General features: G+C 51.1%; 22 protein-coding genes. 14 read left to right on the plus strand and 8 right to left on the minus strand.

The genetic code is table 11. From position 1 onward, the window contains the following. Positions 1-3 precede the first annotated feature (3 nt). From recF to VIS48_13600, 8 genes are all read left to right on the plus strand, one after another. Entirely contained in the window at positions 4-1122 is a 1119-nt protein-coding gene (recF, locus tag VIS48_13565; GenBank protein HEY9167178.1) for a DNA replication/repair protein RecF, read from the plus strand. Continuing rightward, the gene (locus VIS48_13570) at positions 1115-1399 is read left to right on the plus strand and encodes a DUF721 domain-containing protein (protein ID HEY9167179.1); all 285 of its coding nucleotides are present in this window, start codon (positions 1115-1117) and stop codon (positions 1397-1399) included. Before recF ends, VIS48_13570 begins: the two co-directional genes overlap by 8 nt. Before the next feature lie 12 nt (positions 1400-1411). Continuing rightward, positions 1412-3466 carry a DNA topoisomerase (ATP-hydrolyzing) subunit B gene (gene gyrB / locus VIS48_13575; protein HEY9167180.1) on the plus strand — a complete coding sequence of 685 codons (2055 nt, stop codon included), beginning with the start codon at positions 1412-1414 and terminating at the stop codon, positions 3464-3466. A 153-nt stretch (positions 3467-3619) separates the two neighbouring features. Continuing rightward, the gene (locus VIS48_13580) at positions 3620-3991 is read left to right on the plus strand and encodes a DUF559 domain-containing protein (protein ID HEY9167181.1); all 372 of its coding nucleotides are present in this window, start codon (positions 3620-3622) and stop codon (positions 3989-3991) included. A gap of 144 nt (positions 3992-4135) precedes the next feature. Further along, positions 4136-4786, plus strand: coding sequence for a glycosyltransferase family 2 protein (locus VIS48_13585; GenBank protein ID HEY9167182.1), 651 nt, complete (start codon positions 4136-4138; stop codon positions 4784-4786). 41 nt (positions 4787-4827) lie between these two features. Continuing rightward, on the plus strand, positions 4828-5868 hold the full coding sequence (locus VIS48_13590) for a WG repeat-containing protein (GenBank protein HEY9167183.1): 1041 nt from the start codon (positions 4828-4830) through the stop codon (positions 5866-5868). Next, a complete protein-coding gene (gene gyrA, locus VIS48_13595; GenBank protein ID HEY9167184.1) occupies positions 5855-8335 on the plus strand; it encodes a DNA gyrase subunit A in 2481 nt (826 codons plus the stop codon). Before VIS48_13590 ends, gyrA begins: the two co-directional genes overlap by 14 nt. A gap of 131 nt (positions 8336-8466) precedes the next feature. Further along, positions 8467-9096 carry a hypothetical protein gene (locus tag VIS48_13600; protein HEY9167185.1) on the plus strand — a complete coding sequence of 210 codons (630 nt, stop codon included), beginning with the start codon at positions 8467-8469 and terminating at the stop codon, positions 9094-9096. A gap of 49 nt (positions 9097-9145) precedes the next feature. On the opposite strand, the gene VIS48_13605 is transcribed toward VIS48_13600, so the two are convergent. Beyond that, entirely contained in the window at positions 9146-9355 is a 210-nt protein-coding gene (locus VIS48_13605) for a hypothetical protein (GenBank protein ID HEY9167186.1), read from the minus strand. Positions 9356-9358: 3 nt separating this feature from the next. Between VIS48_13605 and VIS48_13610 the strand changes: the two genes are divergently transcribed. Beyond that, complete coding sequence (locus VIS48_13610) at positions 9359-9589, plus strand: hypothetical protein (GenBank protein HEY9167187.1); 231 nt, start codon at positions 9359-9361, stop codon at positions 9587-9589. Between the two features lie 88 nt (positions 9590-9677). Here VIS48_13610 and VIS48_13615 read toward each other — a convergent pair whose 3' ends face one another. From VIS48_13615 to VIS48_13640, 6 genes are all read right to left on the minus strand, one after another. Next, positions 9678-11204, minus strand: a complete 1527-nt coding sequence (locus VIS48_13615) for a CXXX repeat peptide maturase (protein HEY9167188.1) — start codon at positions 11202-11204, stop codon at positions 9678-9680. A gap of 2 nt (positions 11205-11206) precedes the next feature. After that, the gene (locus VIS48_13620; GenBank protein ID HEY9167189.1) at positions 11207-12406 is read right to left on the minus strand and encodes a radical SAM peptide maturase, CXXX-repeat target family; all 1200 of its coding nucleotides are present in this window, start codon (positions 12404-12406) and stop codon (positions 11207-11209) included. Between the two features lie 968 nt (positions 12407-13374). Beyond that, positions 13375-13536: a hypothetical protein gene (locus tag VIS48_13625; GenBank protein HEY9167190.1), complete on the minus strand. Its 162-nt coding sequence runs from the start codon at positions 13534-13536 to the stop codon at positions 13375-13377. A gap of 211 nt (positions 13537-13747) precedes the next feature. Then, a complete protein-coding gene (locus tag VIS48_13630) occupies positions 13748-14764 on the minus strand; it encodes a hypothetical protein (GenBank protein ID HEY9167191.1) in 1017 nt (338 codons plus the stop codon). A gap of 220 nt (positions 14765-14984) precedes the next feature. Next, positions 14985-16082: a winged helix DNA-binding domain-containing protein gene (locus tag VIS48_13635; GenBank protein ID HEY9167192.1), complete on the minus strand. Its 1098-nt coding sequence runs from the start codon at positions 16080-16082 to the stop codon at positions 14985-14987. 9 nt (positions 16083-16091) lie between these two features. Next, positions 16092-16574, minus strand: coding sequence for a hypothetical protein (locus VIS48_13640; protein ID HEY9167193.1), 483 nt, complete (start codon positions 16572-16574; stop codon positions 16092-16094). Positions 16575-16808: 234 nt separating this feature from the next. Between VIS48_13640 and VIS48_13645 the strand changes: the two genes are divergently transcribed. From VIS48_13645 to VIS48_13665, 5 genes are all read left to right on the plus strand, one after another. Next, on the plus strand, positions 16809-18032 hold the full coding sequence (locus tag VIS48_13645) for a hypothetical protein (protein ID HEY9167194.1): 1224 nt from the start codon (positions 16809-16811) through the stop codon (positions 18030-18032). Between the two features lie 18 nt (positions 18033-18050). After that, a complete protein-coding gene (locus tag VIS48_13650; protein HEY9167195.1) occupies positions 18051-18749 on the plus strand; it encodes a hypothetical protein in 699 nt (232 codons plus the stop codon). Positions 18750-18757: 8 nt separating this feature from the next. After that, a complete protein-coding gene (locus tag VIS48_13655; GenBank protein HEY9167196.1) occupies positions 18758-20458 on the plus strand; it encodes an adenylate/guanylate cyclase domain-containing protein in 1701 nt (566 codons plus the stop codon). 87 nt (positions 20459-20545) lie between these two features. Continuing rightward, a complete protein-coding gene (locus VIS48_13660; GenBank protein ID HEY9167197.1) occupies positions 20546-20884 on the plus strand; it encodes a hypothetical protein in 339 nt (112 codons plus the stop codon). Between the two features lies 1 nt (position 20885). Beyond that, complete coding sequence (locus VIS48_13665; protein HEY9167198.1) at positions 20886-21677, plus strand: methyltransferase domain-containing protein; 792 nt, start codon at positions 20886-20888, stop codon at positions 21675-21677. Positions 21678-21845: 168 nt separating this feature from the next. Here VIS48_13665 and VIS48_13670 read toward each other — a convergent pair whose 3' ends face one another. Next, positions 21846-21977, minus strand: a complete 132-nt coding sequence (locus tag VIS48_13670) for a hypothetical protein (GenBank protein HEY9167199.1) — start codon at positions 21975-21977, stop codon at positions 21846-21848. Positions 21978-22295: the final 318 nt, after the last annotated feature.

Raw genomic sequence — 22295 nt, forward strand, 5'->3', positions numbered from 1 at the left:
GTAATGAAAGTCAAGAAAGTACAACTTATAAATTTCCGAAATCATGCCGAGTCGGCGCTGGAGTTCAGCGACGGCATTAACATCATAACAGGTGCCAACGCACAGGGAAAGACGAGTATTCTCGAAGCACTGTCGTACGTCTGCCTGACGAAAAGCTTCCTGCAGCAGCCCGACGATGCGGTGCGTAAGTTCGGCGCAGATGCGTTCTCGGTGGAAGCTCTGATGGAAAAAGACAGCGGCATGGTTAACAGGGTTCGATTTACATCGGAGGCCGGCGGCGGGAAGAAGTATCTTCTCGACAACAACGAAGTGAGGAAAAGTGCTGACGTGATAGGGATGTTCCCGATCGTCGTCCTTGCTCCGAAGGATTTCGCGCTGACGAGCGGTGCGCCCTCGGAACGGAGACAATTTGCGGACATGGTCCTTTCGCAGGTGTCGCACGCGTATCTCGAAGAACTGCTCGAGTACCGCCGCGCGCTCAAGCAGAGAAACAAGATCCTGCTCGACGCAAAGCTGAACGATATCTTGGACCGGGAAATCCTTGCTGCGTGGACCGATGCACTGGTGCTTCATGGTACAAGAGTAATGGCGAAGCGTGCTGAATTCGCTAGCGGGTTCCAGGAGACATTCAGACGGGCCTACTCACTCCTCGTGGAGCTTGGTGAAGTCCCGGGACTCTTGTATGAGCCGTCATTCCGGTACGAAGCGAATATAAGCCAGGAATTTCACGCGGCGTTGGAGAAACTGGCCGCCGCGGAATGCGCACGCGGCTCAACCCTTGCCGGTCCGCACCGCGACGATATCGGCTTCATGCTGAACGAGAAGCCAATAAGGGAGTTCGCGTCCCAGGGTCAACATAAGACATTCCTTGTTGCGCTGAAGATTGCGGAGTTCCATTACATAAGGGAGATGCTCGGCGAGACTCCTGCTATGCTTCTCGATGATGTGATGACAGAGCTTGATTACTCGCGGGCGACAAAAACGGTGCGCGCTGTTGCAACGCTCGGACAGACATTCATCACTGCAACCGATCTACTGAGCTACGATGAGAAGCTCCTCGACACGCGGGAAACGAAGTATCATTTTGTCCGCGAGGGAAATGTGGTGTACGAAGATGCCTGAAGCAAGAAGGGTTGGCGATTTGATAAAGGAATTTTCACAGCAGGAGGGAGTATCCGAGCGGCTGAAGGCTTACAAGGTCGTTGCCGAATGGGAGGAGATTGTCGGCGCAATGATCGGAAAGAACACGGAAATCTCCAGAATCGAGAACGGGATCCTGTACATCAAGGCGGCCAATAGCGCGTGGCGCAACGAGCTGGTTTTCATGAAACCGACGATCCTTAAGAAGATCCGGGACAGCTATCCCGAGTCGGGCGTCAACGATATTTTTTTCATTTAAAAGAGGCAATTCATGGCGAAGAAGGAAGCGGCTACTAAAGCCAAACCGCAAAAAATACAGAAGAACGGAAAGCCGCCCAAAGCGAAACCCGATCCGAACGACTTGAAACTGCTTTCCAGGAGCGGTGCCGGGAAGGCGACCAAGCCTAAGGGTGGAAACGGCGAGGACTATACCGCCGAAAGTATTACCGTCCTCAAGGGACTGGAAGCTGTCAGGAAACGCCCCGCAATGTATATCGGAGACGTCGGCCAGCGCGGTTTGCACCACCTCGTGTATGAAGTCGTCGACAACTCGATCGATGAGGCGCTTGCCGGTTTCTGCAAAAACATTATCGTGACGATAAATAAGGACTTCAGCGTAACCGTTGAAGACGACGGACGCGGTATCCCGACCGACATGCACCCGCAGGAAAAGAAGTCTGCCCTTGAAGTTGTTATGACGATGCTCCATGCCGGTGGGAAATTCGACAAGTCCACTTACAAAGTGTCGGGCGGCCTTCATGGTGTCGGAGTTTCCGTGGTGAATGCGCTCTCCGAGGTTATGGAAACGAAGGTCTATCGCGAAGGGAAAATCTTTTACCAGAAGTATAAGCGGGGCGACCCGGTCGAGCCCGTCAAGGTGATCGGGAAAGACCCGAGGACGGGCACGACGCAGATATTTACTCCCGACAGGGAGATTTTCAAGAACCGCAGCTACAAGTTCGAGACTGTCGCCGAAAGGATGCGCGAGCTCGCGTTCCTGAATCCTGAGATAAAGATAAAGCTCCTCGACAAACGGGACGGGAAGGAAGAGATATTCCACTATACCGGAGGCCTCACCGAATTCGTGCGGTACATCGACGGCACAAGGAAGGCGCTGACAAAAGACCCGATATACATTTCAGCCGAGCGTGAGGGGGTGTCGGTGGAAGTTGCATTCGAGTACTGCGACGACTACCGTGAAAACCTGTTCTCGTACGTGAACGACATCAACACGATTGAAGGCGGGACACACGTCAGCGGGTTCAGGAGCGCACTCACGAGAACGCTGAAGTCATACGCTGAGAAGAACAACCTCGTCAAGACCGACAAAGTCAACCTGACTGGCGATGATTTCAGGGAAGGTCTCACCGTCGTGATAAGTACGAAAGTCCCCGAGCCACAGTTCGAAGGACAGACGAAGACGAAGCTCGGCAACAGCGAGGTGGAAAGCATCGTCCAGACGATAGTCAACGACAAACTCGGGCAGTACCTGGAGGAAAGCCCGGGCATCGCTCGGAGGATCATCGAGAAGGTGGTGACTTCTGCGGAGGCGCGCGAGGCGGCGAGGAAAGCTCGCGAGATCGTAAGACGGAAGAACGCGCTCGAGTCCTCGAATCTTCCCGGTAAACTTGCCGACTGTTCTATAAACGATCCGGAGCACTGCGAGATCTTCATCGTCGAGGGAGATTCCGCGGGTGGCTCGGCAAAACAGGGGCGCGACAGGCAGTTCCAGGCAATCCTTCCGCTGAAAGGAAAAATTCTGAATGTTGAAAAAGCGAGAATGAACAAGATTCTCGAGAATGACGAGATCCGCGCGATCGTCCAGGCGATCGGAGCCGGCATCGGTGACGGCGAGGAGTTCGACGCGAGCAAAGCGAGATACGGAAAAATCATCCTGATGGCCGATGCCGATGTCGATGGGAGTCATATCAGGACACTCCTACTGACATTTTTCTTCCGCTACATGAAGGAACTTGTGGAGATAGGGAAAGTGTATATCGCGCAGCCGCCGCTTTACAAAGTGAAAAAAGGAAAGGCCGAGCAATATGCATACAGTGAGGACGATAGAGAAGATATCATAAAGTCTTACAAGAAGGGGAGCGAAGGTGATGTGGTCGTGTCGCGGTTCAAGGGTCTCGGCGAGATGAACCCGGAGCAGCTGTGGGAGACGACGATGGATCCCGCTAAGAGGACATTGCTCCAGGTAACCATAGAAAACGCCGCCGAAGCCGATCGGACATTCTCAATTCTTATGGGCGAAGAAGTCGAGCCGCGAAAGCAATTCATCGAGAAGAACGCGAAGTATGTCAGAAACCTTGATGTCTGAAATGGGAGTAATTACAAGTCTGGAGATTCCATGCGGTCGTATCGTCGAAAGATGGACCGATTCATTGTACAAACCCCCTCTCAGTCTCCCCCTAAGAGGGGGAGATAGGGTTGCCTTTTGGCAAAGGCTCAATGATGCAGTGGTGCGTGTTTGATGGTCGCTGCAAAGATTCTTTATGAGAAGCGAGCTCTGGCGTCTGCAAAGGCGTTCAGGAAAGCGCCGACTGACGCAGAGCGGAAGCTTTGGTTACAACTCAGAGGAAATCGACTGGGATTACATTTCAGGAGGCAAGTACCGATCGGTTCTTATATTGTCGACTTCGTTTGTTGGAAGATCAGACTTGCGATCGAGGTAGACGGTTCAGAACACGTCACTGATCCCGAGACGATCGAGCGGGACGCAAGGAAGGAGGAAGAGCTGAGAGCGAATGGACTTACCACCCTCAGATTTAATAATCTGGATGTTCTCAGGAATGTCGATGGTGTCGCGCGGCGCATACTCGAGTTCGTGGAGACGCAGCGGTGACAGGGAAACACCGATCGGGTATGCCTCTTCGGGAGCCAACGCTTCCCTCTCCTTTTAGGAGAGGGTTAGGAAGAGGTTAATCGATGGACAATTCTATGTCAGTCTGTTTCAATGGGAAAGATTTTATGAGAATGGGGGCAACCGATGCTTGACGATGTCTGCGTAGTAGTTACGAATTATCAGACGATTGATCTACTGGAGATCGCGGTAGAATCCTTCCGGAAATTTTATCCCGACGTAAAGATGCTAATAATTGATAACGGCTCGCGCGACCAGTCGAGGAACGCGATCAGAGCACTTGCGCAAAAAAATCCCGTTAGAATTCTGACCAGATTTTACGAGAAGAACATCTACCATGGTCCGGCAATGCACGCCGCGGCCCTCGAGAGAACAGAACCGTATCTTTTCTTCCTCGACAGTGACACGCAGACAATGCGAGGCGGATTTCTCGAGCGGATGGTGAGCGCGCTGAACGAGGACGAGAAACTTTATGGCGTTGGCCGGCTCGACCATGTCAACAAACGCGGGTTCTCGACTACCGAAGGGACACCGATTCTTATTTCTGCTTACATGATGCTACGGAGAAACGCTTACTTCGAACTTCCGCCATTTAAACACCATGGCATGCCGACCATGGAGAACTTTGCCGGAGCGGCGGCGAAAGGTTTTACCCTGAAGCATTTTGAAATGGACAACTATATCCGTCATTACGGGCGCGGAACCGCTTCGCGATTCGGTTATGGACTTGGACTGAGAGGAAGACTTAACTTCCTTCTCAACAAACTGGGTCTATGAGGCGAAGCGGGCAAATTTATCTGCTAGTCGTCGTGATTGGCATGTGTCTTCGGTTCAACTGGGCGGAGGCGCAGACCCCGCGATTCCCGATTGAGGTGAACGGGAAATTCGGTTATATCGATTCGTGGGGACGCGTCGCGATCCCTCCGGTGTACTCCAAAGGATCGCAATTCTCGGAAGGATACTGCAAGGAAGTTTTCGTCTCCTTCTACTGGTGGTTCTACAGGCACCTCACATATATCGACCCCAAAGGCGATTCAACCATCAACACCGACTACGTCGACGGAGGTAATTTCTCCGAGGGACTAACCAGGGTGCGAAACGCTACTTTCCTTGGCAGCGAAAAGTGGGGCTACATCGACACGACGGGTCACGAGATAATAGAGCCTCAGTATCTCGAGGCAGGCGACTTCCACGACGGCAGAGCTCGTGTGATGAAACGGTTCTCTATAAATCTTTTCAACGACGTTGAAAAATTCGGCTACATCGATAGAAGCGGCCGCCTGGTTGTAAACTACATTTATGACTCTGCGGGAGACTTCTCCGGTGGACTTGCGAATGTTACGTTGAACGGCAAGCGGGGGTTCATCGATACCACCGGCAAGATGATTATCGGACTCGATTACGACAGGGTGGGGAGTTTTTCTGGTGGGCTTGCCGCAGTCGACGTTGCCGGCAATTGGAAATACGTAAACACGAAAGGTGAGACGGTTATTCCCGGCCCATTTGTCAACGCGAGGGAATTTCACGACGGCCTCGCGCTGGTCGAGAGGGAAGGGACCTGGCGTTTTATCGACACTACCGGTGCCCAGCCGTTTGACATAAGGTTTGAGAATGCCCTCTTTTTTTCATCGGGTCTCGCTGCGGTCGAGGCGGATGGATTGTGGGGTTACATCGACACGCACGGAAACTTCGTGATCAAACCGCGGTTCATCGATGCGGACAGTTTCATAGGTGGTCTTGCACGGGCTGAAGACGCAGTCGAGAAGGGTTACATTAATCGCAGCGGCAGGTTTGTCTGGCGCTCGCATGATAATTTAAAAGAAATTTCAGAAAACAGGGATGGTTATGGCGTTAAATGAAAAAGTGGTTCCGGTAGATATAGAAGATGAGATAAGGGGCTCTTACATCGATTACGCGATGTCCGTAATCGTCGCGAGGGCGCTCCCCGATGTGAGAGACGGTCTCAAACCCGCACACAGACGCGTCCTCTTCGGAATGACGGAACTGAGTCTCGATTACAACAAACCCTACAAGAAATGCGCGAGGATCGTCGGAGAGGTACTCGGTAAATATCATCCCCACGGCGACAGCGCAGTGTACGACACGCTCGTCAGGATGGCACAGGACTTTTCGATGCGTTACCCGCTCGTTGACGGGCAGGGAAACTTTGGATCCATCGACGGCGATTCACCCGCGGCAATGCGTTACACCGAGGCACGCCTCTCCAGGATCGCTGCCGAAATGCTCCGCGATATAGAAAAGAACACCGTCGATTTCGTTCCGAACTTCGACGAGTCGCTCAAAGAGCCGACCGTTATGCCGTCTCTCATTCCGAACCTCCTGGTCAACGGCGCAAGCGGAATCGCTGTCGGCATGGCGACGAACATTCCGCCGCACAATTTGAGCGATGTGGTCGACGGAATAGTGGCGCTCATTAAAGATTCCAACACGTCGGACGAAAAGCTGATCAAGATTGTGAAAGCACCCGATTTCCCGACGGGCGGAATCATATTCGGTTACGAGGGAGTCAGGGAAGCTTACAAAACCGGCCGCGGCAGGATTATCCTTCGCGCGAAGGCTAACATCGAGACGACCAAATCAGGGCGCGTGAACATCGTCATCACCGAAGTGCCGTACCAGGTAAACAAGGCGAGCCTCATCGAGAGAATTGCCGACCTCGTCCGCGAGAAGAAGCTCGAAGATATTTCTGATATCAGAGACGAATCGGACCGCGACGGCATCCGCGTCGTCGTGGAGCTAAAGCGGGACGCGGAAGCACAAATCGTTCTCAACAATCTTTACAAGCACACTCAGATGCAGACGACGTTCGGCGTGATCATGCTGGCGCTCGTGGACGGCGTGCCGAAAGTCCTCACGCTCAAGCAAATGATGGAGAAGTTCATCGAGCACCGCCACGAGGTGGTGGTGCGCAGGACGAAGTTCGACCTCGATGCTGCCGAGAAGAGGGCACACATACTCGAAGGATATAAGATTGCGCTCGACAACATCGATGAAGTTGTCCGGCTCATAAAGAAATCGAAGGATCCTGAGGACGCAAAGGTCAACCTGATGAGGAAATTCAAGCTCAGCGAGATTCAGGCCAAGGCGATCCTCGCGCTGACGCTGCAGAGACTGACGGGTCTTGAGAGAAAGAAGATCGAAGACGAGTACCGGGAGACGATAAAGCTGATCGAAAAATTGCGTGCAATTCTCGCCAGTAAGGGAATTCGGATGCAAACAATCCGCGACGAGCTCCTTGAACTCAAGAAGAACTTTGGAGACGAGAGAAGGACGGAGATTGTCGAGAAGGCATCCGAGTTCAGCATCGAAGATATGATCGCGGAAGAAGACGTCGTCATGACGATCACGCATAACGGATTCATCAAGCGTTACCCGGTGAGCGGTTACAGGCGCCAGATCCGCGGAGGAAAAGGGATCACCGCGCAGACGACCCGCGAAGACGATTTTGTCGAGCACATGTTCATCGCGTCGACACACCAGTATATCCTTTTCTTCACTGACAAGGGAAGGGCATACTGGCTCAAAGTTCACGAGATCCCTGAAGGCGGCCGCGCGTCGCGTGGAAGATCGATCGTGAACCTTATCGGGAAAATGCCCGACGAAGAGATTACCGCGTTCCTGCCGGTCAAAGACTTCGAAGAAGAAATCTTCATCACGATGGTGACGAAGAAGGGATTCGTGAAGAGGGTCGCGCTGAACGAGTTCTCAAATCCGCGGAAGGTTGGCATCATCGCGATCGGACTCGATAAGGGCGACAGGCTCATCGACGCGCTCCTGACAAGCGGCAAACAGGACATTATAATCGGGAGCAAGAACGGATTCGCTCTGAGGTTCAACGAGAAAGACGTGCGCACGATGGGCCGCAGCGCGCGTGGCGTAAGAGGAATGAACGTTTCACGGGCCGACGAGGTGATCGGCATGATTGCTATGGGAAGGTCCGATGCCAGCGTCCTCGTCGTCACCGATAAGGGATTCGGAAAGCGGAGCGAAGTCGACGAGTACACGCATCGTCACCGCGGCGGGAAGGGCCTGATCACCGTCAAGACAAGCGACAGGAACGGCAAGCTCCTCGCGATAAAGGAAGTGATCGACAACGACGATATAATGATCGTCACGACCAAGGGTTTCCTGATCCGTCAGCACGTGAAAGACATTCGACTTGCCGGCCGCAACACGCAGGGTGTGCGCCTCATCAGGCTGCAGGGAAGCGACTCGATCGCTGCCGTTGCGCGCGTCATCGCCGAGGAGGACGGCGGTGGGAACGGTTCGAACGGCGAGCAGAAGGATCTGTTCGAGGAAGAATGATTGAGGAACTGCGGTTAGCTATTAGCTCTTAAAAATTAGCTCGCGAGCTCCGTGTTAGTGACCGTTGCCAGCTTGGTGAAAAGGAAGTAAGGTAACGATCACATTTCGAACGTTGAGGAGGGCAAACAGTCGTGAGAAAGGTATGCATGCTCGCGTTTCTCTGTGCTGTTGCCGGCTCGGAAGCCGACGCACAGCAGCTCGGCGTGTTCACATCACTCCAATCCAACGAAATCACACCGGGGTTATATATAAGATTTTCAGCTGAACGGGTTGCGTATCAGTGGAACATGACCGTTCCGATCCTCCCTCACGATCCGTACAATTCCAACAGGTCCAATATTTCCTACTGGTCACCGTGCATGGTGGTAATCGGAGCGGCAGAGTATCTCGGCGGCGTAGAGATGCAGTTCGATTCGCTTTCAAGCTTCTTTGGACAGCTGTTCTTCCTCCTCCTTCCGATCGCTTCGAACGGACAACTTCACGTCAATCTCATCGCGAACTCGTCCGTGGACGAGGTAAGTATGCAGGCGTCTGTGTTTATCGGCTGGGACACAGCGTTGTTCGGAGCGAGGGAAATCTCATGGTTCAGAGTCGCACCTAAAGCCGGCTTCTCGGTGTTCAGACTTTTCGGATCGCCGGGCAAGGGGAAACCGAGATTCAGTCTGGGTTTGCAGGCCGGCGTGAAGGACAACTTCGATTCGCCTCCAAGGAACCACGGATTCCTGGTCGGATTCATTACACTCGAGACGGGAGTGTATTAGAGAGTCTCTTCCTGGCAGGGCAATCGAGCGAACCCAGTTGGCCTGTTAACTAGAATTTATACGATATTGCCGCCGTCGGATAAACATTCAATGTGTTCGCACCTGTGACTAAGTGATAGTACATGATTATCCTTGACCCTATCGAGAAACTCTTCGTTACGTTGTACCATATCTGCGGCTCTTCGGCGCTGCGGACAATTATCGGCACCAGCGAGCACTCTTTGGACTCATTTACCCGCGATCTAGAATAGAGGTTCATAAAATGAAACAATTCCTACTGCTGATCCTTTGCATTTTCATGATTCCGATTTCGGCTCGTCCCGCGGAGACGACATATAGGATTTCGGTTCTGCAGAAAGAGATGAAAATCGAAATCCTCAAGAACAACAAACCGATATTGGTTGTCGACAGCCTGCAGTCCAATATCATTAGTCCGGCGAAGATGGATGTGGCAGAGCAAAGCGCAGGGAGGAGGGAACCGAGGCTGTTTTAGAAGAATGTTCCGGAGGCAGAGGTGCCGGGCGGAAAAAAAGGGGGAACCCGAAGTCCCGGCTTTATTTGATCAATCACCTACTCTCTGACTATTGTTTCTCCAGATAAATCTCGCATGAATCGAAATCGATTTCCCATTTATAACCGGGGATATTATCCCAGGAGTATTTTTTGCTCATTGCATCCCACCACTTTTGAAATCGGACACTCACATCCCCCATATCGGCAACTATTCTTTCGTAAAGTGCGCTTGACTGAAGCTCTGCCTCATTAAGGCTGCTGAGGGAGCGGAATAATTCCGTTAATCCATTTTTTCTCTCGAATAGCGCTCGAATTTCGTCCCGTTCAGCCGGAGCCACACTACCTACTATTTTTTTTGTCAAAGCCGCGGTAGTTTTCCGTGTAGGTTCAGGATTTGAATTTCCGTCATTTTTGTTCGTGTTCATGAATGGGTGCGCTCCTTTCTTCAATAATTCCAAAATTTCTTCCTGGTTCCTGAGGACTTTCATCAAGACTGCTATTGACGGTTGCTCGGCGGAATCGCTCTTGTAGTTTAATGTTTGCTCTGTTGTCTTGCGTGTGAGCGGATTGGTTTGCCCACGAATGTCCGTCATGACCGGGGTTTTCGCAATCATGTATCCGCCCTCGGAAGATTGTTCTCTAGATCGTCGCAACAGAATCAAGGGATCGTCGTAATCTATCGGCGGAATATTTTTCATACCGGCGAAAGCGGGTATATCCCGTAGGATGGTTAGAATTTTTTCCGACCCGCTCCGCTCTTTGTGCGAGGCGACACATTGTTGGTGTGAAGGGGTGTTGACTTCCAGGGTTAATTTCTTATTGAGGTAGATACAACGCATGCATTGGTAAGCATCACAATGAGAACATATCGGAGCGTGATCGAGTCGGAGGAGCTCTGGATTGGGTATATGTATTCCTTCTTCAAGGCTACCGACGGATGCATCGGGATCGTCATAAAGAAAACCAGGGCAGAGATACAACCGACCGTCGGGACCGACGGTGAAATGTTCACAACCAGCATCACAGTTCTTCATCTTATCCAGAACGATTCTATCCGAAAGTAAGTTCAGTTCGAAAATATTACCTTGACGGTAGTAGCGGGATACGCTCTCGGCGAGCATTAATAGTTGTTGGCCATAGAGATCGAGTTCTATCTCGGTAATGCTTTCCATCCCCACGATGCACAAATTGAGTCTCTGGAAGATTCCGAACAGGCGGGGAAGAATGGCTGCCAGCTGAGGGAGAAATTCCTTTGACAAACGAACGATCACGTTTCGTCCCGGGTCAAGGCCGGAATTCCCGACGCGCTCGATTTCTTCAGAGTCGATGACGACGATACTTTCAGGGTATTTTTTAGCGAGAGTCAGCGGGACGATCTTTACGTGGTTTATGCTTTCGATGATGCGTTTATATTGCGAAGGAGGGTCCGTCCTTCCATAGAGAAAATGGATTGTCAATCCGTTCGTGCATGCAAAATTTACAGCAGTCTTTATCGTTGCTTTGGGAATTGGCTCCGGCTCTGACGGATCATATCGATTAGCGTAGAAACAGAACGAGACAGACGACTTATCGACCGGGAGTATTAAGAATTTCATTGTCAATGCGAACGTGATTGCTCAACACCCACGAAGTTACGCCCTTCATTTGTCATTCTTTGGAATCGTTCCCAGTAGTACTTGTTGGCACGTACTCGTGCTTTATGCATTTTGCAGATAAATACTGCCCGTTGATAGATCGTGTCCGTATCAGCTTCGTCGTAGTTCAGTCCCTGACACCACGCGCATCCTCTCGACACTTCGCACTCAATGCACTCCCGGGAGCTCTGGCTAATCCTATCAAGAGCAAGAAATGGTCGAAGCTTGTTCTGATCAATGCCTTCGAAACAGTTTCCTATGCACCTTGGCTTTCGCTTGAGCATGGAGAATGGTGCAAACCTGATACAGGGGTAGAAATCTCCTTTATAATCCACGGCGAGCATTCTGCCCGCACCGCACCAATTCTGGTTATCGTTCACACAGTCCAAGAATTGACCGATCGTATCCGAAAAGAATGAAGCGCTTACCTTGGTGAAAAGCCTGTTTGAAAGTACATAGTCCGCGAGCTTTACCAGTTGTTCTTCTAGAATCGCGTCGTCGCCATCTTGCCATATATTCTCGAAGACGACATTGATGTTAACAGTATTGATCCCTAGACCCCAAAGGTGAAGAACGCTCTCAAAGATGAACGGTAGGTCGTCGTGGGCGACGGTGACTTTACTGCCCGAGTTCGGGAATTGCGATAGCCACAGAGGGACGTTCCTTATTACATCGGCATATGAACCCCGTCCATTCGGGTACACTCTCTGCATGTCGTGTTTGCGTTGTGTGCCGTCGATAGTAATCCCGATACTGAGATGTGTCGTATTCTTTTCGATATATTTCTGCACCCGGGGGTCGTCGTATAAGAGTCCGTTGGTAGAGAAGCTGAATCGATAGCTGTTGAACCACGGGTGGGATTCCTCATACATTCGGCGCTTGATATAATCGCTGACCTCGTCGATAAGTTCGATTTCCAGAAAGGGCTCACCGCCGATGAAATCCCATATCACCGACTGTTCCTTGAACAACTCCCGGTTACAAAGGAGATAGTCGACTGTTTTCTTCGCAACGTCCCAATTCATTTTGTTTACATGATTCTTGCCATGAAGGTAGCAGTAGCGACATCTGAGCTGGCAGTCTTCGGTTACGATAAGAGTAACGTTCTTAGCTACTACCTCCCCCCAGTTCTTCTGATTCTTGCCGAAAATATAATTTTCCATAATCAATTGCTTTGGATCATAGACGGAACTGAATTTGCCCGCAGAATTGGATCCTCGAGTAAAAATAGTTGCTCGCAGCAGTCATCGATGCCGTAGAACAGATTGAAAAAACGATTCAGCCGAGGTCATAAAGAATTACAGCATATACTGACCCTTACAAGTCTGCCAACACCCTCCGGAACACGTCGTAGTGCATCCACCTGTGCAGCTAGTGCAAGAAGTGCATGCACCTGCACACCCTAATCCGCATGCCCCTGAGCAGGTAGTTTTGCATGTACCCACACAGGTACCTGTACAATTCGTTCCACATGTTCCCGTGCAACCGCCCAAGCAACTATTTTGGCAGGTGCCGGTACACCCAGTACATCCACCGGAACAATCGTTGGCACAACTTGCCGTGCATGTGCTTTTGCATGCACCCGTGCAATCGTTGGCACAACTTGCCGTGCACGTACTTTTGCATGCTCCCGTGCAATCGTCCGCACAAGTCGCTTTGCAAGCCCCTGTGCACGATGTCGAACAGCCGGTAGTGCATGAAGAAGCACAATCGGCGCAACTACTGACCGGATTGTTTTTTTTGCAGGAATCGATGATAAACGAAAGACCAACTACGGCGATGGCAGGGAGTACAGTGGTTATGGTAGCAATAAATCTGCGTCGGTCGAGAGTTGAAGATTCGGTACTTTCATCTGAAGGCATATGGATGTACCTCCTCTCTCAGAATGAATTACCGTATCAGCGAAGCAACAGCCAGTGGAAGCAATATATGGGCTTTTTGGTACGATGTCAACTTAGATTCAAGGGGTCGATCTATATGACAATGCGTGGTACGGGCAGACATTGACAGCGGTACACATCAATCCGCTTGCCTGATAAACGGAATCTTACCGTCCGATCCGTTTTCAACAACGCAGCGGCAGGGTGAAGAAGGGCGTTGTGAAGCTCAGATTGATCGTTTTGGAAGCTTTTTATTGCTTCCGCTTCATTATCCACACCCCTGCTGCCGATAGTATCTCTAGGAATCTGTCCTTGAAGCTTTCGTGAAGACGTGAGGAAGTCGACAGCCTGTGGTCATGATTGTACATTGGCATTTCATCTACGGTGATTCCCATGTCCTCGTAGAGGCTCATGGCTTGCTCCCGGTCGGCGAAGTCGTTTTGCCGTTATCGAATCGCGTATCACCCTAAAGACGATGTCCGTCGTAATCCAGCATCCGCCGCGTTTCTGGATGTTGAATTTGGAATTTGTTCAGAGTTTTCCTGAAGGGATGCCTTGGGCAAGGTTTTAGGATTTAAAATTTCCTGTGAGTGTGCTTGCAGCGACCGACCAATCCGCTATGGACTAGCCGCTCAGGAGATAGAGAAGCGTGTCTCCGTAAATTGAATAGAAGTGCCCGAACGTAAGCGAAGTGTCGTGTATCGCGACTCCGAATGAATCCGCATACACCGGGTCACAAAAGTATCCGGTATAATTTTGCCTTATGTTCGACGCGAGGCCTCTCATGAAGTAGTTCAAATTTCCTTTGTGCACGTTCCCGAGGTAGTATCCCTCCCAGTACCATAACTGGCCGTTCTTCTTCATGTAGAACATAGAGCCGTAGATCGTCTCATTAATGTTGAACGCCTTACTCTTATAAACGGATGAATCATACGAGAACCCGAAACCGCCGGCGTCAAGCTGGTCACGGAATGTCTGGATCGTTGCTCGGGCAGTTGTCATCGTGACGAGGAGCGAGTCCACATAGTTTCCGAGCCGGACCGAGAATTGTCCCGCGCTCTTTACAGTGAATGCAATCTTCGTCGTCTGAACCGAGACGACCGGAGTGAGATTGTTAAAGGAAATGCTTCCCTGAACGATATCGTAGAGCGGGCCGTTGTCGTAAGTGACGCCGTTCAATCCGATTTGCACATTTGTCACGTACGAGTCAGTTGAGAAGAAGTTGTATGGAATCGTATCGCCCGAATGGAATGCGCCATAGTCTTCCGCGAAATAGAATACGAGATCGATAGCGTGACCGGGAGTCCTGTAGGAGTAGATGCCGTTTGCAAACGAGAAGTGAGTCGCGCTGAGAGTAGAGAAGTCGATTCCTGTAACCACCATAGAATAGATCAGCCCGCCTACCAGGTGAGAAAGCGAGTCGCCGTCCTTTAAGTACGTTCCCACGACGACCATGTCGCCGTCGATAACGTCGCCAAGGCTTGTCCTGGCGATCGTGGAGTTACAGAGAGAGATGGAATCGACCTTCCCTGTTTGGCCTCCGCCGTTGTTGTTTCCGGCGGGATTGCTGCAAAACATCGCGAGAATTGAAAGTACGATGAATACCGGAAAGAGTCTAAGAAATCCTAAAACGCGTTTCACTTTGCCCTCCCGATGCTTACGCGGACCTTTCTGATAACAGTCGACCATCACGCCCAGGTCTTAACGATTTTAAGAAGTGAAACTGCGAAATGCAAACGGATGAGTCTTCTGGTATTTTGTCTCATCATCGTCTGACGATTCTCTCGCGTCTTTGCGCCTCCTGTGTAGCCGGAAGCTGGGTTTATCCCGACCGCAGAGTGCGCACAGAGGAGTCAATTGCCTAAGGAAACCCACTGCCAGATTTCTTCCAGACCAGTGCTGGAGACAACCCAATGAATTTCGAGTAACGCTGCGCCGCTTCAGTAATCGACTTTACAGTTGCCTTGTCCGGTGGAGAGAAAAGCTGGGGTGATACAATGACTTCGTCTCTTTTCACTTTCTTCGACCATGTTCCCACGACATGGCCGTCAATTAGGATGAAGGGTGCGAACATTCCTCCCCGCTGCAAATGCCTGGCGTGTGTTGGATTGAGAGACGCGCCCCTGTCTTTGTATCCCAGAAGAAAATCGTCGAATCCCGGAAGGAGGTGAGCGACCGGAGATCTTACTCTCGGCCACGATACGTGAGGCGGCATCCAGTATCTCTTGCCCGCGTTGTCCACATGCTCAAGAGATGATCGCGCAAGTTCGAGTCCGGTGTTCGCGTCACCCGATTTCAGACCCGACCACCAGATGAAGTCCTGAATAGTAGCCGGACCGTGGCCGGCGAAATATCGAAAGGCCAGTTGAGCCAGAGATTCTTCGGGTCCATACTGCCTGCTCTCGGGCACCCACTCTTCAAACAAGACATGCGTTTGCTGTTTGTCGCGATTTACGCCGAAACAGATAACTCTATCAAGGGAAGCCCGGTGCAGGATGAACACAGCGCGTTGGCCTGCGCATGAAATGCCGCTCTTCTCCAGGACGGACACCAACTCCGCACGCGCCAGTTGTTTTGTACCGCTCAATGTTTTCGAAAGAAGAGATTCCGCCTTTCTAAATATTGCGGCGTCTAAATCCAATTCCTTATACCGGCGCGCGAGTGCAATGATCATCGGCGGAGCGAGGAGTTTAAGAATCCAACGCATATCCCGTCCCGCAATGAAGTGTAATGTCCCGCGCATTGCCCAGGTACGGACAATTTCCCTCTCGGCGATCGCTTCTTCGATGTCGATAAGGTTAGATCCACGAAGCCGGACACCGATCGATAATTCGCTCCCTGCGTAATCTTGTGCATGTATCCCGACGAGCTGCTCGACGACATCCGCGGGTGACTTCGCCTTCGAGCCGACAAGAAGCTGATTGGCGAGCCGGGATTTGACTATTTCTTTTTCTGTCAAAACGAACCGTTAGATTTCTGAGTAGAACTTTGTCGCGACTATAGAAATCGGTAGACCAATGCAGAACACAAGGAAAAGTGCTGCCACGAGGGCACGGCCTATGTTGAACGAAGAATGCTCCACGTTACTTAAAGGTAGGACGACCAGGTTCATTACAGCCCAGACAAAAATGCCGTAGGTCGTTCCTGTTGCGAATTTGTTTTTTGACATCATTTTGATTCTGGGGTAAAGGAAAAAAAATATAAACGTCCAGCTGAGCGCGATGAGATAATGAAACAGAAGTCCGAGAGCCGCCATCGGAATTCCGCTACGGAAAGCACTGTCACCGAATACGCCGCTGGCGATGTTCTGGTACAATAGTATCAGCTTGAATTTATAAACCAGAGGGTAGTAGACCGACGCGGCAGTTATATCGAGTGTACCCGCTATGAGCCACGCGCGGACCACCGGCCGAGCAATTTTGCCGAGTGCTTTCATAGGTCCTTTGCTCATTCTCTTTCCTCTCGGTGCATTGGAGTGAGTTTAAATACGGCGTGGTGCAATTGCAAGATGTGAGAGAAGGTTGGACTCCGGCAATCCGGCACGCGGTCGTGAGCCGGGATTAATACTACATGAGGAAACTCTTTGAGCCTCACATCAGTTAGTATATCTGTTACGCCTTTCTCACTGGCACATTGCGCCGCATCTGCGAGCGAAGTAACCTTTTTGATTCAAAATAGAACGAAAATGAAACGTATATGTATAATCTACCTCTTGTTCTGTACCACTACGTCCTTTGCCCAGGTGAAATGGTGGGGCGATTACGATTTCCAAGTATTGAAGGGGGGCGAAGACAGCCGCTGGGACCTGAACTCGGTTCCTAACGACTACATCCAGTTCAATATCCATCAGTTCGATGTCTTCATGGAGGCAGACCTGAACAACTCGGTCTCTCTGACGGCGGACCTTGCTAACAGTCCACAGAGCGCTCCGTCGTTCAAGGGAATCGACTTCAAGCTCGCTTACGTGACAGTCGCAGATCTCCTGGGCGACGCACTTTCAGTTTCGGCCGGAAAGATCCTCACGCCATTCGGGTCGTTCCCGAAACGCCAGCTCGCACCGGACAATCCTTTTATCGGTTACCCGCTCTTCTTTACATATCAACAAAATGTATCTCCGCAAACCGGGTACCTCGATCCACCTGCCGCGGCCGCCGCGGGGAGCCAGTATGGCGGCAAGCTCACTTCTGTTTACACAGGCGCGTATTATATCGGTGCGGAAGCTTTCGGAACTTTCTTCGACGGGTTCCTTGATTATGACTTCGCGCTCACGAATGCCCCGCTCTCTTCCACTTCGAGCGACTACAACGTAAATGCCAACCCGTCATTCCAGGGAAGACTAGCGGTTCATCCCGCGATCTGGGGAAGTCTCGGCGCGTCATATTCGGTTGGCCCGTATATGACATCCTCGGCTGCGAATCAGAGTTTTCAAAACACATACGGTTCGCTCGGTAAGTACATTCAGTCCACTTACGGCGTGGACGCGAGAGTAAGTTATCTTTACTACGAGCTTAATGCGGAATACATTTTCAACAGGTTCAAATCGCCTTATATAACCTATAATTCTAATTATGTCTACGCGAGCGGGCTTCCTCCCGGTCAATGGCTGGATCTTTCGAGCCAGGAGCTCCTCCTTGATCTGAAGATCGACGCGTCATTTTATCCCGGTATTTTTCTCGCGCTTCGATACAACCCGTTGAGGTATAGCAACATCACCGATCCTTATGAATACTCGTCGCCCGTAATTAGAACTATTGCCTGGAGTCCCAACGCAACTCGATACGCGGTAGGTCTGGGGTACAAGCCAGTGCATGGACTTCTTCTAAAACTGGATTATGAGAAGACCGACATTGATATTAATCCGAAACCGGATCTCGATGTAATCGGACTGGCGGTTGTAGTTTCATTTTGATGAAATGAACGGGATAGAATGAGGAAGAAGTACATTATCGGGTTGGTAATTGCGGTTGTTGCGTACATGGCGGGTACGGTTGAGAACGACGCTGACTCGAAGCCAAAACAGGATCGGACAGGAACTCTTCAGGGAACAGTCGAGCTTCACGGCGGCTCTCAGGTGGTGCGGAGGGATCGCGGCATGAGATACGGTGACCCGACGATGGATATGGCCGCGGCGAATGCACACTCAAATGAAAACGAGAATGTTGTAATCTGTCTCGAAGGTAGAGGACTTTCGGTCAACGGGGAGCCCGGTAAAGCTACGATGAATCAGAAGAACGCCACATTTATTCCGCATGTTCTTCCAGTGTTAAAAGGCACGACGGTCGAGTTCGTCAATGAGGACAAAACTTATCACAATGTTTTCTCTCTCTCGTCGATAAAAAAATTCAATATCGGTCGGCGGCCTACGGGCGAAGTCGTGCCGGTGAGATTCGATAAAACCGGTGTTGCGGAAATATTCTGCGATATCCATTCTTATATGTCGGCGTTTATCGTAGTTCTGGACAACTCTTATTTTGCAAAACCTGACGCACGCGGGTTCTTCAAGATCGAAAACATTCCTCCGGGCGCTTACACGATGAAGGTCTGGCACGAGCGGCTTCACTGTGACGACGAGTCGGTGACGGTAACAGCCGGCGGAACGACGACCGTCCATCCGGTACTGGAGTAACGGCGAGCATGAAATTTCTTTACGGGCTGTTTCTTCCCTCACTGCGCAACCGCCTTCTCGTGCTTACGATGGCTCTCGTCGTTCTCATAAGCGGTTCGGTTTTATTTATCGTCCGGAATGAAATCCACGAGCTTACGGATGCGAAGCTCCAGCAGGACTTCACGACCACTTACCAGACTTTTAAAAGGTTTCTCGCGCTTCGCAATCAGCGCCTGGTCGAGTCTTGCATGCTCATTTCTGAACTTCCCGTTCTGAAAGCGCAGCTGTCGACGCGCGATCCGGCCACAATAAAAGATTATGTGCTGAACCGCCAGGAGAGTCCCGCCAAGCTGGTACAGGTTGACCTTTTCACATTGACAAACGACAAAGGGCAGGTGCTATTCAGGCTCGACCATCCGGAGAAATTCGGCGACACTCTTCGCGGTGAGCCGTCTGTGGCCGCCGCGCTGCAGGGCAAGGACCCCTCGTCCGACGACATCTCGATCTGGGTTATCGACGATAAGCTCTACCAGGCCGTCACGGTCCCGATATTCCAGGAATTCCTTGTCGGAACGCTCACACTTGGTAACCTGATCACGGAGCAGGAAGCACAGTCGTTGAAGCACGATACACAGAGTGACATTACGTTCATACTCGGCGACAAAGTCGCCGCGTCCACGCTTTCCGACATCGGCCAGCTCGATCTTCTAAGGTCGTATCTTGTCAATAAAGCAGACATTGAAACGAATCTCAAAGACGGGAAAACTTATCAGCGCGAAGCCCAGCTGAACGGCGAGAATTTCCTTTGCGCTTATTCCCGCGCTTCGACCGGGAGCGATGCCGTATATGTGATCGCCGTCTCGGTAGACCGGGAGCTCGCCGCTTACCAGACGATCGAAAACGTCATTCTCGGTGTCGGAATTCTTGCGCTCATCGTCGCGATAGTCGGGGCGTTCTTCATCGCCCAGGGTATCTCGTCGCCGCTGAGACGCCTTGTTAGCGGTACACAGCAAATCCGGAACGGCAATTACGACTTCGAGTTGCAGGTGAAATCGAAAGACGAGATCGGAGTGCTTGCTGAATCGTTCAACGAAATGGTGCTCGGACTCAAGGAGAGATTCCTCATGTCGAAGTTCATTTCGTCCTCGACCGTGAGAATGATCCAGCAGGACGGCGGGAAGATCCATCTCGGTGGAGAAAGAAGGACCGTAACGGTATTTTTCTCCGACATCCGCGGCTTCACGGCGCTATCCGAACGCGTGGAACCGGAAGTCGTCATAGAACTTCTCAATACGTATCTCAGCAAACAGGCAAAGATTGTCACGAAACACAATGGGGTGGTCGATAAATACGTCGGCGACGAGCTGGTAGCGATATTCGAAGGTGGTACGATGGTAGACGACGCGGTACTTTGCGCAATCGAGATTCAGAAGGAGTTGAAGAACATCGAAACCGAATACGCCGAGGAGATACGCGTCGGGATCGGAATAAATACAGGGATGGCGATTGTAGGAAACGTCGGAAGCGAGGAGCGGATGGACCATACGGTCCTCGGTAATAACATGAATCTCGGCGCACGGCTGTGCTCCATCGCGCAGGCGGGACAAATAATCGTTTCCGAATCGTCGTGGAGACTCCTGACGAGCAAGGATGTGCGGACGAAATCTCTCGAGGCAATCTCCGTAAAAGGGTTGAGCAGACCGATTCAGACTTACGAAGTCGAATACTGACTCAATCGCAATCCTCGCGTCGTGATCTCAAGCGGACGATGAGCTTTTTTTGTAACATACCCCCGTCTCTCCTTATCTTCATTGAAAATGAACAGTTCAGTTCTCATTCTTGTCGGGTCACAGCTCCTCTTCAGCACCGGTGATCTGATGGCCAGGATGTACATGCGAAAATACGGGTTCACACTTGCGGCATTCGTGAGCGTGTGGTTCGCGGTCTATTTCACGATCAGAACGGTCGCGATGTTCGGTCAGCTTTACGTGATGACTTCAGTTCAACTCGGCAAGACGATGGCGCTCTTCGGAGCGGTGTCGATAATCGTCTCGAACACGCTGGGTTTCCTTGTGCTTAAGGAGATGCTTTCCCCAGGCGCATATATCGCGGTGACGCTGGCGGTAATTGCTTTCATCGTACTAGCATTAAAATAAAATGTCCAGGCGCGCGAAATATGTGCACGGCACAAATCGCGAGGAGCAGACCCGTCTCGCGAAACTAAACGACATCACCAACAAACCTTATATCGAATTTCTTGGTCTCAAAGGAAATGAATCCGTCCTCGAGGTCGGAAGCGGACTCGGCATACTTACCTCATCGGTCGCGGGACTTCTGAAGCATGGAAAGATAATCGGGCTCGAGTATTCGTGGGAGCAACTCTCGCGGGTACCGAGGCCGCCGAGGAATTTGCAGTTCGTAAGGGCAGATGCGCAGGGGCTGCCGTTCGAAAACAACTCTTTCGACATCGTGTACAGCAGATATGTTCTGGAACATCTGGGCGATCCACTCGGAGCGTTGAAGGAAATGAGGCGGGTTGTCGGTCGGAACGGAAAGGTATTCGCGATGGAAAACAATATCGCGATGAACCTTTTTTATCCGAAATGTCCGGTTTACGAAAAATTATGGAATGATCTCGGGACGCTACAGGAAATGCTGGGCGGGGACGCATACATAGGTAAGAAATTGATGGTCCTGTTCCGCGATGCCGGATTCAGGAAAATAGAATTAAGCATTCAACCCGAAGTACACTACAGCCACAGTCCGGCGTTTGAGCTCTGGGTCGAGAACACTTTAAGTGTTCTCCAGGGAGCGAAGCAGGGTATCGTTGAACATGGAGTGGCTTCAGCGCTTGAATTTGATTTAGTCGCGGTTGAGCTGCGCGAATTCAAGAAACGCAAAGACGCAAGTACGGTGTTTTATTGGAACAGAGCCGTGGGAACTAAATAAGGATATCCGGAAACCCGGGATACACAGGGGTGTTTGTCAGGACAGTGATGGTTTGATAGAGAGAGTCGACATTATATGCGTACCCGCCCGGTCTAGCCATATATGTTCCAGAGCGAGGGATTACGGCCGGGTCAATCGATGAAGATGCAAAGAATGCGGCAGTTCCGATCAGCGTGTACTGTGAGCCTTCGTCCATCCATGACTGTGGCCCTGTTCGAAATCGCCGTTGACTACTCCCTGTGCCAGCGATCCGGATTGAGTCTCGATTAAAACCAGGAGAGTGAGTAATAATTTTTTCATCACCTCTTCCTCCCTGAGTTGGATTGTCAATTTAAAGATACTCTGCGGAACAGCCTCCGCCTCATGACGCATGAAATTTAAATCAAATCAGAGATAGTTCAATTATTACGTCAGGAAGTTTGCAGAGTCTCGCAATCAGGAAGGGAAGATAAGGATCGCGTCGTCGGAAAAATAAAAGGCGGCACCGTGATGATGCCGCCCTTTGGAAGTGAATTTGCTACTTCACGAGAACCATTTTCATGGTTTGAATTTTATTGCCGGTCACGAGCCGGTAGAAGTACACACCGCTGGCGAAGCGCGAGCCGTCGAAGCTGACGG

Source organism: Candidatus Kryptoniota bacterium, from assembly GCA_036567965.1.
In the GTDB taxonomy this organism is placed as follows: Bacteria; Bacteroidota; Ignavibacteria; order Kryptoniales; family JAKASW01; genus JAKASW01.